Below are 14,853 nucleotides of genomic sequence, written 5' to 3'. Positions count from 1 at the left end.
AGGAATGACGGTCATGAAGCATCGTTATTTACCGATGACAGAGCAGGATCAAAGGGAAATGTTAGATCTAATAGGAGTAGACAGCGTAAACGATCTATTTGAAGATATTCCTGAACAGGTTCGTTTCAAAGGGGATTACAACATCAAAGAAGCGAAGTCAGAAACGGAATTGGTAAAAGAACTGACTAAAATGGCAGCGAAGAATGCTGACCTGAAAAGTCATACATCGTTTCTCGGGGCAGGGGTCTATGACCACTACATGCCTATCATCGTAGATCACGTATTATCGCGCTCAGAGTTTTATACAGCGTATACGCCGTATCAGCCTGAAATTTCCCAAGGGGAGCTTCAAGCCATTTTTGAATTCCAGACGATGATTTGTGAGCTTACAGGAATGGATGTAGCCAATTCCTCTATGTATGATGGAGGAACGGCTCTTGCAGAAGCAGCAATGCTGAGTGCAGGCCAGACCCGCCGGAAGAAGGTACTTGTTTCAAGCACAGTCCATCCCGAATCACGTGATGTTTTGCGCTCATATGCAAAAGGTCAGTATATCGAAGTGGTGGAGATTCCGCACACGGATGGTGTAACCGATGTGGAAGAACTTAAGAAATTAATGAGTGATGAGATTGCAGCGGTCATCGTTCAATATCCTAACTTCTTTGGGCGTGTGGAAGAGCTGAAAGCGATCGAAGAAGTGGCACATGGGGAAAAAGCGATGTTCGTCGTGTCCTCAAATCCCCTCGCACTCGGGGCACTTACACCTCCGGGGAAATTAGGGGCGGACATTGTCATTGGGGATGCACAGCCATTCGGTATCCCGAGCGCCTTCGGTGGACCTCACTGCGGATACTTCGCCGTGAACAAGAAGCTTATGCGCAAGGTACCTGGACGCCTGGTCGGTCAAACCGTTGATGAAGACGGCATCCGCGGTTTCGTTTTGACCCTCCAAGCCCGTGAACAACATATCCGTCGCGACAAAGCGACATCAAATATCTGTTCCAATCAGGCATTGAATGCACTCGCTGCATCCGTCGCGATGACGGCACTCGGAAAACAGGGTGTCAAAGAAATGGCCATTCAGAATATCCAAAAAGCTCATTACGCCAAAGAAGCCTTGAAAGCGAAAGGGTTCCTCGTCGCGTTTGAAGGACCATCATTCAATGAGTTTGTCATAAAGGTAAATAGGCCTGTCAAAGAAATCAATCAAAAGCTACTTGAAAAAGACATGATTGGTGGATATGACCTTGGACTTATGGATGACAGCTTAACGCAGCATATGCTGGTGGCTGTCACGGAACTTCGCAGCAAAGATGAAATCGACGCATTCGCAGCAGAATTGGGGGATTGTCATGAATAAGCAAGATCAACCTCTTATTTTTGAATTATCTAAAGAAGGCCGAATTGGTTACAGCTTACCTGAAATGGATGTACCTCAGGTAGATTTATCCGAGCTCATTCCATCAGATTACATCCGCACAGAAGCACCGGAACTCCCGGAGGTTTCGGAACTCGATATCATGCGCCACTATACGGCCTTATCCAAACGTAATCACGGTGTGGACTCCGGTTTCTATCCACTTGGATCCTGTACGATGAAGTACAATCCGAAAGTGAACGAAAACGTTGCACGCTTGAACGGATTCGCCCATATCAACCCGCTGCAGGAACCGGAAAGCGTTCAAGGTGCCCTTGAACTAATGTATGACCTGCAGGAGCATTTGAAAGAAATCACCGGTATGGATGAAGTCACCCTTCAACCTGCTGCAGGGGCCCATGGTGAATGGACCGGACTTATGATGATCCGTGCTTATCATGAAGCAAATGGTGATACACACCGTACGAAGGTCATCGTACCCGATTCAGCTCATGGAACAAACCCGGCCAGTGCAACGGTTGCCGGCTTTGAAACGGTAACGGTGAAGTCAAACGATAATGGGCTCGTCGACTTGGACGATCTTAAGCGCGTCGTCGGGGATGACACGGCTGCCCTGATGTTGACAAACCCGAACACCCTGGGATTATTCGAAGAGAACATCATGGAAATGGCTTCCATCATTCATGAAGCTGGCGGAAAGCTGTATTATGATGGTGCCAATCTAAATGCCGTCCTTTCAAAAGCAAGACCGGGGGATATGGGATTTGACGTCGTACATTTAAATCTCCATAAAACATTCACTGGCCCTCACGGAGGCGGCGGTCCGGGAAGCGGTCCTGTCGGCGTGAAGGAAGACTTGATTAAATACCTTCCTAAACCGGTACTGGTGAAAAATGGTGACACATTCGAATTCGATTACAACAGACCTGAATCCATCGGACGGGTAAAACCTTACTATGGAAACTTTGGAATCAATGTCCGTGCGTATACGTATATCAGGACGATGGGGCCGGACGGACTGAGAGCCGTAACGGAAAACGCGGTCCTGAATGCCAACTACATGATGCGTCGACTGGCACCTCACTTTGACCTGCCATACGATCGTCATTGTAAGCATGAGTTTGTCATCAGTGGGAAACGTCAGAAGAAGCTCGGCGTCCGAACATTGGATATTGCGAAGCGACTACTGGACTTCGGATATCATCCACCAACCATCTACTTCCCGTTAAACGTGGAAGAGTGCATGATGATCGAACCGACGGAAACAGAATCCAAGGAAACCCTTGATTCCTTCATTGATGCCATGATCCAAATTGCCAAAGAAGCAGAAGAAACACCGGAAATCGTCCAGGAAGCCCCTCACACAACCATCGTGAAGCGTATGGATGAAACACTGGCGGCAAGAAAACCGGTACTCCGTTATACAAAAGAGAGCTAAACATACCATTAACACCGAAAGCCCTGCAGGTAAATCTCTGCAGGGCTTTTATTTGAGGGACGGACCTTCGATATGTAGTGTTTGTGATGGGGTATCCGGCCGATTCCAGTGAAAATCCGGCCGAAGTGAATAGGAAACCAGCCGCTTTGGTTGATAATCCAGCGGAAAGATCCAAAAATCCAGCCGTTTTCAGGAGAAAACCAGCCGAATACCATTTAGTTCCATTTGCGGAATGCATGTGAACCGGATCATGCACGAACCCCGCCCACATCCAATCAAAAAAAGATCGCCCCTTGGCGATCTCTCTGCATTATTTTTTATGCTTTACTTTCCCTGTCCACTTTTTGAATCCACCCTGCAACTGGTGAAGATTGCGGTAGCCTTTTTTGTGCAGCATTTGAGCTGCTCTTCCGCTACGGAGTCCGCTTTGGCAATAAAGGTATACAGGTTGATCTGAACGGATTTCCTTTTGTCTCATTTTGATCTGTGACAAAGGAATATTCCGTGCACCGAGGACGTGGCCGTTTTCAAATTCATTCGCTTCACGAACATCTATCAATTGAGCTTTACGGTATCCTGCTCGAAATTCTTCCTCATTCAATGTATTCACGATTCTCTTTTGATAGAAGAACGTAAAAAGTGAATAGATGATGATTCCACCAAGTACGACCAAAAGAATATATAATCCTTCCATCATTCATGCTCCTTTCTACAAATGCGCTACCTTCTATTATATTCATGAAGTGCGTAAGAATCAAAACAAATTTATTATTTTACAGCAAAGACTTTCCAATCTGTTTTTCTTTGTTTTTTCGATTGGATTTGATAGACTAGTAACGGACTTGAATGAAGATGAATTTTTACATAACAATATAAATAGAAGACGCAAATGAGGTATGCTGCATGAAAAAGGAAACGTGGAGATTCATTGACTCCGGGAATTGTTCTCCCTCTTATAATATGGCCCTTGATGAGGCCTTGCTCGATTGGCACAGTGAAGGGAAGATCCCTCCTACGATCCGGTTTTACGGATGGGATCCAGCGACACTTTCTGTCGGTTACTTTCAAAAAGTAGAAAAGGAAATCAATCTTGACGCTGTCAAAGAACACGGACTTGGTTTTGTAAGACGGCCTACGGGAGGCAGAGGGGTTCTTCATGAACATGAATTGACGTACAGCGTCATCGTGTCAGAAGAGCATCCGGAAATGCCGAGGACCGTCACAGAAGCGTACCGTGTGATTTCAGAAGGGATTCTGAAGGGATTTCAAGGGCTCGGTCTCGAAGCCTACTTTGCTGTACCAAGGACGGCGGAAGAGCGGGAAGGATTAAAGAACCCGCGTTCAGCGGTTTGCTTTGATGCTCCGAGCTGGTATGAGCTTGTCGTGGAAGGACGAAAAGTGGCAGGAAGTGCACAGACCAGACAAAAAGGTGTCATCCTTCAGCACGGCTCGATTCTATTGGATCTTGATGAGGATAAGTTGTTCAGCCTGTTTAACTACCCATCCGACAGGGTAAAAGAGCGTATGCAGCGGGCTTTTAAAAGCAAGGCTGTTGCAATGAATGAAATCAGTTCTGTACCGGTCACGATGGATATGGCGAAGGAAGCATTTAAAAAAGGTTTTGAGGAAGGATTGAATATCCATCTCGAGCCTTATGAGCTCTCTGAAGAGGAAACACAATATGTTGTGGATCTTGCCGAATCACGATACGAATCTGATGAGTGGAATTTTAAACGTTAAAAAATTTTTTGTTGAAAAAAAGCGATGCTTGTCGCTTTTTTCCTATTTTACCAACGATTACGGTGCTTTATATTATATCAAGTTCAAAATTAATAGAAATGGCCGGATTAATAGATGTTTTTCTATTCTTTTCTCCCGTTTTCTATTTTTATTGGCATTTTAACCGTTTGACAAACAAATGACCTATTGACCTGAAACACAATATATGGTGTGTCGAATAATTTTTCGTACACAATATGTTGTGTTTATTTATTGCTTTTCCAGAATGGCTATGATATCTTAATACTTGATATAAGACATCAGCGAAGAAAACAGAAACTGAAACATATGAGATAGAAGGAGTTGTCTTTATGACTGTTGCGTCGAAAAATGCGATGAAATTAAACACCGAGAGATTAAATAAGGATATTGGATTATTTCCTCAAGTACATCCCGTCACACCGGATATGACTACTACACACAAAGGTGTATCCCGTCTGGTCATGATCGATCGTTATTCGTTCAAGGATACGGAAAAGATCACACTTAGCGAAGGAGACTTCGTGGTCCTGACCATCAAGGAGGATCCCAAGTTCCCTGCAAGGGGATTGGGCTACATTTCAAGTATCGATTGGGAAACGAAAAAAGCATCTGTCTGGATCGAAGAAGAGTACAGAAGTGCCATCGATAAACCGGAGGAGATGGAAACGGGGATTGTCTCGAGGACATTGGATGTCATTGAGAAACCACTTGAAGTCTACTATGAACAAATTGCGAAGCGTAACGCAACAGGCTTGGCAGAAGTGGAAGAAACTCCTGAAAAGAGACAGATTTGGTTTGAAAAATTCTATCATGAGCTAGTGAACCTGCATTTTGTTCCTGCCGGACGTGTTCTTTACGGAGCTGGTGCAGGCACGGACGTAACCTACTTCAACTGTTATGTGATGCCATTCGTACAGGATTCCCGCGAAGGTATCTCAGAACACCGCAAGCAGGTGATGGAGATCATGAGCCGCGGCGGTGGAGTCGGAACGAACGGATCGACCCTTCGTCCACGTAATACTCTAGCGAAAGGTGTCAACGGTAAATCATCAGGTTCCGTTTCCTGGCTGGATGACATCGCTAAACTGACTCACTTGGTTGAGCAGGGCGGATCAAGACGTGGTAAAACAGCATAAGTGCCTCGTCTATAAATAAACCTCGTGAATTGCTGGAAACTCTTTAAGGTAGTGTGTTGTTCAGCCTCCTGATCAGTATAATGAAAATATACCTATCGTGAGGTGAATAGCATGATACCATATGATGCAAAAAAATCTCAGACGTGTAAGATTTGTGGATTCAAAATTTCTCATAACAAACAAGGACGATTTACATCGCATTTAAAAAATGAACATGGACTTTCATTGAAAGATTACTTGGTTAGCTACTATTACACTAGGGATGACCTGGAGTGCTGTAACGAGACGTGCAAAAGTATTGTACAGCTGAGAAGAGGCAAACCCAATAAATACTGTAGTAAAGGATGTGGACGGCGCCAAAGCCGTTTAAGAAAGTGTAAGGTTTGCTCAAAAGATTTTGAAAAAGAAGATCTTAGGGTGAGCACCTGCAGTGAGTCTTGCCATAAGCAACTTAAAAAGAGCTTGGCAAAATCTTGGCATGAGTCATTGAAGGAAGAAGAAAAGCTTCAACACTTTCAAAAAATCATATCCAAGACTGCGAAAACTCGAAAAGCAAACAAAACCCCTTCTTGGAATAGTGGCAAGACTGGTATTTACAGTGAAGAAACCATAGAGAAGATTCGACAAGCAACAATAAAACAATTTGAAGAACAGGTATTTCGTAAAACCAAAATAGAATTCCTTATGGAGAAATACCTACAAGAATTGAATGTGAAGTATAAGTACTCATTCATTCTTCAAAAAAGGCAATATGACTTTTTGCTTGTTGAATATAAAATTATTATTGAATGCGATGGAGATTATTGGCATGCTAATCCCAAGTTCTATCCAGAACCAAAAGATTGGCAAAAAGAAAGAATGAAAATCGACTTGGAAAAAAATGAGATTGCTCAAGGCAATGGATATCACATCACACGTTTTTGGGAAGATGACATACTCAATAATTTTGATTATGTTAAAAACATCATACATGACTTACTGGCTACAACGCAGCCGGAAACGGCAAACGTGAATGCTCAAAAACAGTAAGTGGATAAAGACAATCAGCAGCCAAGCTCCTCTGAAATGGAGAAGGTTCAACGACCATCGAAAGCACGCTGCATCTGGCGGAAGCGAGTAGAGTAGGAGTCGAGTGACTCCGAAGTGCGAGGACACTCAAATGAGTGTAAGATATGGTCTGAACTCTAAGGCGACTTAGAGAGTTGATGTAACGAATCAACGTAACATATTGGCACAAATGATCATGCTTTCAGATTGGCATCCCGATATTATTGAATTCATTATTTCTAAAATGCAAAACCCGCGTATCCTGCGTTATCTTCTTGAAAACACGGAAGATGAAACCATCAAAAAGGCAGCTCAGGATAAGTTGAAGTTCACCCCGCTGACTGAACAAGAGGAAGCGATGTATCAAGGGATCCTGAACTACAGACAGATCCCCGGCTATGGTGGATTCGATGCGAAGATCCTTAAGAATGCAGAAGAAAAACTGCGTACAGGGGGCACATACAGCGTCCATAATTCAGAATTTCTCACAGGGGCGAATATCTCCGTCTGCCTGACAAGCGACTTCATGGAAGCCGTGGAGCACGATCGTGAATATGATCTTCGCTTCCCTGATGTGGAAAGCTATAACGAAGAACAAATGAACTATTATAATGAAGAATGGCACAATGTAGGCGATGTGCGTGAATGGGAAAAGCTTGGATACAAAGTTCGCACGTACCGCAAGATCAAGGCGAAAGAACTGTGGAACCTGATCAATGTGTGTGCAACGTACTCAGCTGAACCTGGAATCTTCTTTATCGATAACGCCAATGATATGACGAATGCGAAAGCATATGGGCAGAAGGTAGTCGCTACGAACCCTTGTGGTGAGCAGCCCCTTGCACCGTACTCAGTATGTAACCTGGCAGCTGTCAACCTTGCCCAATTCGCCGATAAAGAAACGAAAACCGTTGATTTTGAAAAATTGAAACGGACGGTGGAAGTAGGTGTCCGCATGCAGGACAATGTCATCGACGCGACTCCATACTTCCTGGATGAAAATAAGAAGCAGGCTCTCGGAGAGCGACGCGTAGGCCTTGGGGTAATGGGTCTTGCTGACTTATTGATCTACTGTGAAAAAGAATACGGTTCAGAAGAAGGCAACAGGCTTGTGGATGAAGTTTTTGAAGTCATCGCGACAACTGCTTATCGTGCTTCTGTTGAATTATCGAAGGAAAAAGGAAGCTTCCCATTCCTGACTGGAAGCACTGATGAAGAAACGAAGGCCCTGCGTAAGGCATTCGTGGAAACAGGCTTTATGAAGAAAATGCCTGAAGACGTGCGTCATGATATTGAAGAGTACGGAATCCGGAACTCCCATCTGCTGACGGTGGCCCCAACAGGTTCCACAGGTACGATGGTCGGGGTGTCGACGGGTCTTGAGCCATACTTCTCCTTCACCTATTACAGAAGTGGACGTCTCGGCAAATTCATTGAAGTAAAGGCAGATATTGTAGAGGATTACTTGAAGAGAAATCCGGATGCGGATGCAGACAATCTTCCGGAATGGTTTATTTCTTCCATGAGCCTGGCTCCACAAGCACATGCCGACGTTCAATGCGTCATCCAGAATTGGATCGATAGCTCCATTTCGAAAACCGTTAATGCCCCTCGTGGTTATACGGTGGAACAAGTAGAAAAAGTATATGAGCGACTGTATAAAGGCGGAGCAAAGGGCGGTACCGTGTATGTGGACGGAAGCCGTGATTCTCAGGTGCTCACCCTTAAAGCGGAAGAAAACAGCTTTGATGATGGGAATGAACAGGAACAACATGATATTCCGACGGCTAAAAAGCCGATCGTTTTACTGGATACGATCCAGGACGTGCGTTCAACGGACGTGACCATCGGTTCCGAAGTGGGGAATACGTGCCCGGTCTGCCGTAAAGGTACGGTAAAAGATATGGGTGGCTGCAATACTTGTACAAACTGCGGCGCTCAGCTGAAGTGTGGACTATAATCATTGAAATGCGCAGGAGGGGACTGGTTCCCCTCCTTTTTTTTAGTCTAAAATCCTTCCAGGTGAATTAAAGATGTAGTAATACACTAAAAGGAGTGGAGCCTTTGGACATCGATGGCGTATTTTCCGGTGGAGGTATAAAGGGGCTCGCCATGATTGGAGCATACCAGGCGATTGAAGAGAAAGGCTACACCTTCAAGAGACTGGCAGGAACCAGTGCAGGAGCTGTCATCGCTGCATTTATTGCTGCAGGATACTCAAGCCGTGAATTATTCAAAATCATGGATGATCTTGATTTGAAAGACCTGTTGGATTCAAACGCAATCATTTCCCTGCCTATCCTCAAGTGGTTTCGGATTTATTATCGTTTAGGGTTATATAAAGGAGCGGCACTTGAAAGCTGGGTGGAAGAAAAGCTGAAAGCGAGGGGGATTTATACGTTTGCCGATCTGCCCCCCGGGTCCCTCCGTGTCATTGCATCGGATTTATCAAACGGAAGACTTCTTGTTCTTCCTGATGACCTTGAGAAGTACGGAATACCGAAAGAAACCTTTCCCGTTGCCCGGGCGATACGGATGAGTGCGAGCCTTCCTTATTTCTTTGAACCTGTTAAATTGCGTTCACTTGAAGGGACCAGTTTTATGGTGGACGGGGGGGTACTCAGTAATTTCCCCATGTGGCTCTTTGACAGGGAAAATGTGAAGAAGGTAAGGCCGGTACTCGGAGTGAAGCTTAGTCACGACTTGATAAGTAAGCCGAAAAAACCGATCAAAAATGCCATTGATTTATATGGAGCCCTGTTTACAACCATGAAGGACGCTCATGACTCAAGATATATTTCCAGAAAACTTGAAAAGAACATAATCTTTATTCCGACAGAAGGGGTACTCACCACGGAATTCGAACTCACTCCTGAGCGGAAGATTGAACTCGTTCAATACGGGAAAACGAAGGCAACTGACTTTTTACAGACATGGACACATTAAAAAAACAATCGAGCTCCTAAAACGAAGCTCGATTGTTTTTTTTATTCTTTTTTCCTTCAATTACGGTTAGTTTGGCATTGGATTTTTTTCGCATCGAACGTTTCTTTGAAACATTGGATACTTGAGGTTTACTTGTAGACTTCTTCTTATGCCGCTTCTTCGATTGCTTGGCTGCTTTAACAAACGCTCTCTGTTCATTGCTATTTCCAGCCCGTCTTCCACTGAACCATCTTTTGTAAATGAAATAGATGATCCCGATGACGGCTGCTGTAATCAGCAATTGCCTTGCAAGACCTAAAAGATTTCCGAACAGGGAAGTTCCGAGCCCGATTATAGCCAACAAAATGAGTGTGAAAACAAAGATATTACGAGCGTTCAACAAAGCCACCTCCTTACATCACTATCCATCTTAGATATTATCTATACTATTATTCTAGACCATTTCGGTCTTCTTTAACCGTAAAAATTGATTTTTTATAAGGGAATGAATGTGACAAACCCACTTCTTTTTTCTGAAACTTTTAAAGATAGTATCTATTTTACTAAATATTGAAGAAAAGCACTAGAGGGAGCGTTTCCTGAATGTTATTTATCGACGATCCCTGTCACCGATTAATGAAATAAAAATAAACAATTCCATGCAAATGTTTCATTCTATGGGACATACTACGAATGGAGGTGTTACAGATGGCAGAACAGAAAGGGCAACATGAGAAGGTCCAGGACGGGACGGAAGAAAGTAAAGAAAATCCACGGCTGGAGCAGAATCAAAGTGAAAAACCGCTTTCTTTCACGGCAATGGTCGTCGTGACGGGCTTTACTGCCGGGATGCTATGGAGCGGAATTGCATACATTTGCTACTTCTTTTCCTTTACGAAAATTGAACCCAATATCATATTCGAACCTTGGGCAGTCGGGGACTGGGTGGACAAATGGATCGGTATCGTTCTATCCATTGTGGCTTACGGTGTCATATCGATCGGTGTGGCCCTCATTTATTATGGCCTGTTGAGAAAATTCAAGTCCATGTGGGTGGGTGCAGCGTATGGGATCGCTCTGTACCTGGCATTTTTTCTGGTGCTGAATCCACTTTTCCCAAGCATAAAATCCTTTACAGCCATTGATTATCACACATTGATCACGACGTTCTGTTTGTATATTCTTTACGGTGTATTTATAGGTTACTCGATTTCATATGAAGAAAATGAATTAAGGCATCAGGATGAAAAGGAAAAATCAGGGGAAGTTTCTCATTAATTTATCAGACAATTAAGTAGGTATAGGTAAAAGGTTTATGTTAGAATGTTCATGATGAACATTCTATTTTTTTAGGAGTTTACATATGGTGAAAATCTTACTGTTAAATGGGCCCAATTTAAATCGATTAGGGAAACGGGAGCCCGCTATTTACGGTCATGTCACACTGGCTCAGCTGGAATCAACCTTAAAAAGCAAGGCAGAAAAAGACGGTTATGAATTGCTTGCCGCTCAATCCAATCATGAAGGGGAATTGATTGACATCATCCACAAGTGTGAAGATGAAGGATATGCGGGGATCATACTGAACCCCGGTGCATTCACGCATTACAGCTATGCGTTAAGAGATGCAGTGGCGTCTGTATCCGTTCCGGTTGTGGAAGTGCATATATCAAATATTCATGCACGGGAAGAGTTCAGGCATCAGTCTGTCGTGGCAGCAGAGACAATTGGGCAGATTGTCGGATTCGGACTGTTCGGTTACGAGTTGGCCCTCAAAGCGATTATAAAGAACATTAAGGGAGTGGAACACGATGAAAATTGAACGATTACGTGAAACCTTATCAGAGAATGAACTTGACGGTATTTTATTGACGAGTACGTATAATCGCCGCTATATGACGAACTTTACGGGTTCTTCCGGAGTGGTGTTGATTTCAAAGGAGAAGGCATTATTCATCACCGATTTCAGATACATAGAACAAGCAACGGAACAGGCGGCTGATTATGAAATTGTGCAGCATACCGGTCCGATTCATGAAGAAGTCGCGAAACAGGCGAAGAACCTTGGTATTACGAAACTTGGTTTCGAAAAGAACGACATGACGTACAGTGCATTCGAAAGCTACCGGGATAGAGTGGAAGCGGATATGGTGCCGGTATCCGGTTTAGTGGAAAAGTTACGCTTGATTAAGACACCTGAAGAGCTTAATATAATTAAGGATGCGGCGGATATTGCCGATGCAGCATTTAAGCATATATTAGATTTCATCAAACCGGGTGTGACAGAGTTAGAGGTTTCAAATGAATTAGAATTCTTCATGAGAAAAGCAGGAGCCACTTCATCCTCTTTTGATATCATCGTTGCCTCAGGTAATCGTTCTGCCCTTCCTCACGGGGTGGCCAGCGATAAAGTCATTGAAAAAGGTGATTTTGTAACCTTGGATTATGGTGCATACTATAAAGGATACTGCTCCGACATGACGCGTACTTTATCTGTAGGGGAACCAACCGATAAATTGAAAGAGATCTATGATGTCGTCCTTCAATCACAGCTTCTTGCCATGGAACAAATCAAGCCGGGCATGACTGGAAAAGAAGCGGATGCAATCGCTCGTGATTACATAACAGAAAAAGGTTATGGAGAGTATTTCGGACATTCACTGGGGCACGGCATTGGTCTTGAAGTACATGAAGGACCAGGATTGTCCTCACGCTCCGACGTGGTGCTTGAGCCCGGGATGATCGTAACGGTTGAACCAGGTGTCTATGTACCGGGAGTCGGCGGCGTACGTATCGAAGATGATACACTCATAACGGAAGATTCCAATGAAACACTGACACACTCAACAAAAGATCTAATCATTCTACCATTTTAGTCCTGAAAAAGGCCTACTAGACAATAGGAGGAATAAACATGATTTCAGTAAATGATTTTCGTACTGGTTTAACGATTGAAGTCGACAACGGAATTTGGCGGGTAATCGATTTCCAACACGTTAAACCAGGTAAGGGAGCCGCGTTCGTCCGCTCTAAACTTCGTAACCTTCGCACGGGAGCGATCCAGGAAAAAACGTTCCGTGCCGGTGAAAAAGTAGGAAAGGCCCAGATCGACAACCGTAAAATGCAGTACCTGTATGCCAATGGGGATATGCATGTATTCATGGATAACGAAAGCTACGATCAAATCGAGCTTCCTGCTTCTTCCATTGAATATGAATTGAAATATTTAAAAGAGAACATGGAAGTATCCATCATGATGTACGGTGGAGAAACGCTTGGAGTCGAGCTTCCAAACTCTGTTGAATTAAAAGTGACGGAAACAGAACCGGGAATCAAAGGTGACACGGCTTCCGGTGGATCCAAGCCTGCTACTGTTGAAACAGGTTTAGTGGTGAACGTTCCATTCTTCGTGAACGAAGGGGACACACTGATCATTAACACAACGGACGGATCTTACGTATCACGTGGATAAAGAATAAATATGAAAAGCCTGAACGGGATGAATCCCGTTCAGGCTTTTTTTGGTCTTTCCCCATTCCCTCCTCTTCCCTTCACGACTCCCAATGACCACCTCAAATCTTCCAACTCTACTGTCATAATCTCCATTCACTAGAATACATTGTATTATCGGGAAGCATGTACGAAGGGTCCATATCCTTCAACCCGGAGTGGAACAAGATTAGGAGGTCTCCATATGCAAGAAGTTCTAGCCTTTCTACCCAGCACTATAACTGACAAAGTCCTTTCCCTTCCACAAGATCTGATTGACCGGATAGAAGAAATCAGGGTTCGTACCAGCCGTGTATTAGAGGTAACGGCACGGGGGAAGCCATACTTTCTTTCCTATACGGTGACAGAAGAAGATAGTGAACAGCTCATTAACAAATTATCCCGCCATTCATTTTATACATTGGAAGAAGAGTTGAAGCGTGGCTATATCACGATTGAAGGCGGGCATCGGGTGGGGCTTGCCGGGAAGGTGATACTAGAAGGCGGAGTCGTGAAGGGGATTCGGAATCTCTCTTCTTTTAACATCCGGATTGCCAGGGAAAAGCTTGGCATAGCTCAGTCCATCTTTCCATATGTGTACAATGACGGCTGGAAACATACGATGCTGATCGGTTCCCCTCAGACCGGCAAAACCACTCTGCTTCGGGATCTGGCCAGGATGATTTCGACGGGGGTCCCTGAAAGAAATATCCCCCCATTCAAAGTGGGGATCGTTGATGAACGATCAGAGATTGCCGGCTGCGTGAACGGCATCCCTCAGCTGATGTTCGGTCCGAGGGTGGACGTGCTGGATGCCTGTCCAAAGGCTGAGGGCATGATGATGCTGATCCGCTCCATGAGTCCGGATGTCCTGGTCGTGGATGAAATCGGACGGGCGGAAGACGGTCAAGCGATTCAGGAAGCCGTGAATGCCGGTATAACCCTTATCATGACGACGCATGGATCTTCTTTAGGAGAAGTAAGAAAGAGACCCGTTATCAAGGATATTGTGAATCTGCAGACGATTGAACGATTCGTGGAACTGAGGAGGGGGGATGAACCGGGTAAGGTCCATGAGGTGTGGGACGAACACGGACTATCTCTTCTGAAAAAAGTGAGTGTGACGTAAATGATAAAACTTGTTGGCGCTGTATTTATTCTCCTTTCCACTTCCTGGGCAGGGTTCGAAGCTTCGAAATATTTGACGGAAAGACCAAGGCAGCTTCGGCTATTGAAGCTGGCCCTTCAGTCATTGGAAGCTGAAATCACCTATAGTCATACCCCATTGCATGAAGCGACCAGAAAGATTTCCAAACAACTGCAAAAGCCTGTTTCCTGGTTTTTTGAAACGTTCTCGAAGAAATTGACAGAGCAGGAGATTTCAGTGAAGAAAGCATGGGAAGAAAGCCTGAATGATGTCTGGAAGTTAACGGCTTTTAAAGCGGGTGAGTATGAAATCCTGAAGCAATTCGGAGAAAACCTTGGCAGACACGACATGATGACTCAGCAAAAACATATCCAGCTTGCTCTCAAACATCTGGATAGGGAAGAAACGGAAGCCGTTGAAAAGCAGAAGAAATATGAAAAGATGACGAAAAGTTTAGGTTTTCTATCAGGACTTTTGTTGATCATTCTACTGCTCTGACTTGCGGTCCGCATGCGGGATGAGGCTTAGAAAC

At 44.3% G+C, this 14,853-nt stretch carries 13 protein-coding genes and 2 pseudogenes; 13 read left to right on the top strand and 2 right to left on the bottom strand.

Translation table 11 applies throughout. The features are described 5' to 3' along the window. Nucleotides 1-13 precede the first annotated feature (13 nt). Nucleotides 14-1,360 (top strand): aminomethyl-transferring glycine dehydrogenase subunit GcvPA, encoded by a 1,347-nt coding sequence (gcvPA, locus tag V8G47_RS18395; protein ID WP_336201355.1) that lies wholly within the window; start codon nucleotides 14-16, stop codon nucleotides 1,358-1,360. Further along, nucleotides 1,353-2,816, top strand: a complete 1,464-nt coding sequence (gcvPB, locus tag V8G47_RS18390; RefSeq protein WP_034757969.1) for an aminomethyl-transferring glycine dehydrogenase subunit GcvPB — start codon at nucleotides 1,353-1,355, stop codon at nucleotides 2,814-2,816. Before gcvPA ends, gcvPB begins: the two co-directional genes overlap by 8 nt. Before the next feature lie 310 nt (nucleotides 2,817-3,126). Here gcvPB and V8G47_RS18385 read toward each other — a convergent pair whose 3' ends face one another. Next, on the bottom strand, nucleotides 3,127-3,510 hold the full coding sequence (locus tag V8G47_RS18385) for a rhodanese-like domain-containing protein (RefSeq protein WP_034757979.1): 384 nt from the start codon (nucleotides 3,508-3,510) through the stop codon (nucleotides 3,127-3,129). 209 nt (nucleotides 3,511-3,719) lie between these two features. Here V8G47_RS18385 and V8G47_RS18380 point away from each other — a divergent pair, with 209 nt between their 5' ends. The 5 genes and pseudogenes from V8G47_RS18380 (at nucleotide 3,720) to V8G47_RS18360 (ending at nucleotide 9,706) form a co-directional block, all read left to right on the top strand. Beyond that, nucleotides 3,720-4,556, top strand: coding sequence for a lipoate--protein ligase family protein (locus V8G47_RS18380; protein WP_336201354.1), 837 nt, complete (start codon nucleotides 3,720-3,722; stop codon nucleotides 4,554-4,556). 350 nt (nucleotides 4,557-4,906) lie between these two features. Continuing rightward, nucleotides 4,907-5,701 (top strand): annotated as a pseudogene (locus V8G47_RS18375) (ribonucleotide reductase N-terminal alpha domain-containing protein); the annotation flags it as partial. Nucleotides 5,702-5,824: 123 nt separating this feature from the next. Further along, nucleotides 5,825-6,742 (top strand): endonuclease domain-containing protein, encoded by a 918-nt coding sequence (locus V8G47_RS18370; protein WP_336201353.1) that lies wholly within the window; start codon nucleotides 5,825-5,827, stop codon nucleotides 6,740-6,742. A gap of 202 nt (nucleotides 6,743-6,944) precedes the next feature. Further along, a pseudogene (locus tag V8G47_RS18365) lies at nucleotides 6,945-8,720 on the top strand (vitamin B12-dependent ribonucleotide reductase); the annotation flags it as partial. Between the two features lie 104 nt (nucleotides 8,721-8,824). Then, a complete protein-coding gene (locus tag V8G47_RS18360; protein WP_336201352.1) occupies nucleotides 8,825-9,706 on the top strand; it encodes a patatin-like phospholipase family protein in 882 nt (293 codons plus the stop codon). A 16-nt stretch (nucleotides 9,707-9,722) separates the two neighbouring features. On the opposite strand, the gene V8G47_RS18355 is transcribed toward V8G47_RS18360, so the two are convergent. Beyond that, entirely contained in the window at nucleotides 9,723-10,085 is a 363-nt protein-coding gene (locus V8G47_RS18355) for an SA1362 family protein (RefSeq protein ID WP_336201351.1), read from the bottom strand. A gap of 308 nt (nucleotides 10,086-10,393) precedes the next feature. Between V8G47_RS18355 and V8G47_RS18350 the strand changes: the two genes are divergently transcribed. From V8G47_RS18350 to spoIIIAB, 6 genes are all read left to right on the top strand, one after another. Beyond that, nucleotides 10,394-10,963: a YqhR family membrane protein gene (locus tag V8G47_RS18350; RefSeq protein ID WP_336201350.1), complete on the top strand. Its 570-nt coding sequence runs from the start codon at nucleotides 10,394-10,396 to the stop codon at nucleotides 10,961-10,963. Nucleotides 10,964-11,048: 85 nt separating this feature from the next. Further along, a complete protein-coding gene (aroQ, locus tag V8G47_RS18345; protein ID WP_336201349.1) occupies nucleotides 11,049-11,507 on the top strand; it encodes a type II 3-dehydroquinate dehydratase in 459 nt (152 codons plus the stop codon). Then, the gene (locus tag V8G47_RS18340) at nucleotides 11,497-12,561 is read left to right on the top strand and encodes a M24 family metallopeptidase (protein WP_336201348.1); all 1,065 of its coding nucleotides are present in this window, start codon (nucleotides 11,497-11,499) and stop codon (nucleotides 12,559-12,561) included. Before aroQ ends, V8G47_RS18340 begins: the two co-directional genes overlap by 11 nt. A 38-nt stretch (nucleotides 12,562-12,599) precedes the next feature. Continuing rightward, nucleotides 12,600-13,157: an elongation factor P gene (efp, locus tag V8G47_RS18335; RefSeq protein ID WP_034757996.1), complete on the top strand. Its 558-nt coding sequence runs from the start codon at nucleotides 12,600-12,602 to the stop codon at nucleotides 13,155-13,157. Between the two features lie 222 nt (nucleotides 13,158-13,379). Continuing rightward, nucleotides 13,380-14,303, top strand: a complete 924-nt coding sequence (gene spoIIIAA, locus V8G47_RS18330; RefSeq protein WP_336201347.1) for a stage III sporulation protein AA — start codon at nucleotides 13,380-13,382, stop codon at nucleotides 14,301-14,303. After that, complete coding sequence (gene spoIIIAB, locus V8G47_RS18325; RefSeq protein WP_034758002.1) at nucleotides 14,304-14,819, top strand: stage III sporulation protein SpoIIIAB; 516 nt, start codon at nucleotides 14,304-14,306, stop codon at nucleotides 14,817-14,819. Nucleotides 14,820-14,853 lie beyond the last annotated feature (34 nt).

Source organism: Rossellomorea sp. LJF3, from assembly GCF_037046045.1.
Classification (GTDB): Bacteria; Bacillota; Bacilli; order Bacillales; family Bacillaceae_B; genus Rossellomorea.
This window is presented reverse-complemented; position numbering and strand designations above follow the sequence as displayed.